Annotated in this window: 1 protein-coding gene; it reads left to right on the top strand. The window is 36.4% G+C overall.

Annotation, left to right across the window (positions count from 1 at the left end; genetic code table 11):
- Nucleotides 1-2,337, top strand: a 2,337-nt coding sequence (locus FJR38_RS18245; RefSeq protein WP_168538624.1) for an acyltransferase domain-containing protein, incomplete at both ends; no start/stop codon positions are given.

Here is a 2,337-nt window from a genome sequence, read left to right on the forward strand (position 1 = left end):
ATACTCAACCTGCCTTATTTGCCATAGAATATGCCTTAGCACAAATGTGGCAATCTTGGGGAATTAAACCAGATATAGTTATAGGTCATAGTGTAGGTGAATATGTCGCCGCTTGTCTAGCTGGAATATTCAGTTTAGAAGACGGATTAAAACTAATTGCCTATCGTGGTAAACTCATGCAGCAGCTACCAACGGGAGGAGAAATGGTAGCCATTATTGCCACAGCAGCACAAATTCAACCAATTATTGCCCCATATAAACAACTAAGTATTGCTGCTTACAACACACCAAATAGCATTGTTATCTCTGGAGAAAAAGCAGCTATTAGAGAAATTTGCAATCAACTAGAACAGCAAAACATTAAAACTAAATATTTAGAAGTATCTCATGCTTTTCATTCTCCTCTCATGTCACCAATGCTGGCAGAATTTGAGAAAATAGCTCAACAAATTACATACAATCAACCGAAAATTCCCCTAATTTCTAACCTAACTGGACAAAAAGCAGATGCTACTATTACTACTTCCAAATATTGGGTAAGTCATATTTCTCAACCAGTGAGATTTGCAGATAGTATCAACACTTTAATAGAATTAGGTTATGAAGTATTTCTAGAAATAGGACCCAAATCCACTTTATTAGGCATGGGTAGACAATGTATATCTGATCATATTGGAATATGGCTACCATCTCTCCGTCCAGGAACAGGAGAATGGCAACAAATATTGCAAACTTTAGGACAATTATATATTCAAGGTGCGGAAATTGACTGGTTAGGATTTGACGCAGATTATCAACGTCAAAAAATCCAACTTCCTACTTATCCCTTTCAAAGACAAAAATACTGGGTAGAACCAAACGCCACAAACCTAGTCAGAAAAACCAACCAACAGCCACTTATTGGAGAACGTCTTCGTCTACCATTTTCTCCACAAATTAGATTTGAATCCCAAATTAGTATTAACTCACCTGCACACCAAGAACATCATCGTATCTTTGGTATTAATATTATTGCCGCAGCTTCACATATAGCCCTAACTCTCCTAGCAGTAAAACAAGGATTGGGAACTGCAACTTGTACAATAGAAGAGTTATTTTTTCAAAAAGCTGCTGTTATCCCAGAAGATAAAAATCGCATTTTACAAATAGTTATAGAACCAGAAAATCAAAATCAAAGACAGTTTCAAATTATTAGTCTAGAACCTGGAAAAGAAAATCAAGAAACAGATACAGCTTGGGTAAATCACGTTACTGGTTTATTGAGAATAGAACAGGAAATAGAGAAAACAATTATTTCCAATCAAGAAGTAGAAAATATTCAAAAAAGATGCTCACAAATAGTTCCCGGCAAGCAATTTTACGACGAACTATACACAGCCGGATATACACTAGGAACAGCATTCCAATGGATAGGTAAAGCTTGGCAAGGTAAGGGAGAAGCACTCGGACAAATGGAACTCCCAGAAATACCAGATACAATCAATGATTATCAACTTTATCCTGGTTTGATTGATTCCTGTTTTCAAGTTTTAGGAATGTGTCAAGGATTAGTAGATGAATTGGATCATATAGATAAATATAACTTTATTTATATTCCCTTCCATATTGAAAAGTTTCAATTCTTCCAAAAACCAAAAAGCAGTAATTTATGGTGTCATGCTCGCATAATAACTCAAAATAAGGAAGGAAGTCTCATTGGTGATCTTCTCATCTTTGATAACCAGGGAGAAATCATTGCCAAAATCACCAACTTTGAAGCCAGAAAAGCCTCCCGTGAAGTCTTGCGTCGCAGTCTGCAACCTAATCTTAGTGATTGGTATTATCAGGTAGAATGGCAAAGAATAGGTGACAGGGAACAGGTGACAGGTGACAGAAAGAAGAGGGAAGACGGGAAGACGGGAGAAATAATAGAAACTTCTTCTACACTGTCACCTGTCAACTATCACCTGTCCCCTTCTTCTTTGTTGATTTTTGCACCTAGTCATAATATGGGCGCAGAAATAACTCACAAATTAGAAAAGCAAGGATATCAATCTATTGTTGTTTATCCAGGAGAAAATTATCAGAAATTAAATCAAAATCATTATCAAATATGTCCTAGCAAACCCGCAGATTTTGAAAAGTTACTTCAAGAAATATCCTCAACACAAAAATTAGATAGTGTAGTTCATTTATGGAGTTTGCAAACAACAACAGAATCATTGACAAATGCTCAGGCTCTTAGTTGTGGAAGTGTGCTGCATTTGGTGCAAGCAATGGTGGCAAATTCAGAAACCAAACTTTCTCAACTTTGCTTAGTAACTCAGGGTGTACACCAAATTGATCATGATCAAGAAC

Origin of the sequence: Anabaena sp. UHCC 0253, assembly GCF_009712085.1 — a bacterium.
Classification (GTDB): Bacteria; Cyanobacteriota; Cyanobacteriia; order Cyanobacteriales; family Nostocaceae; genus Dolichospermum.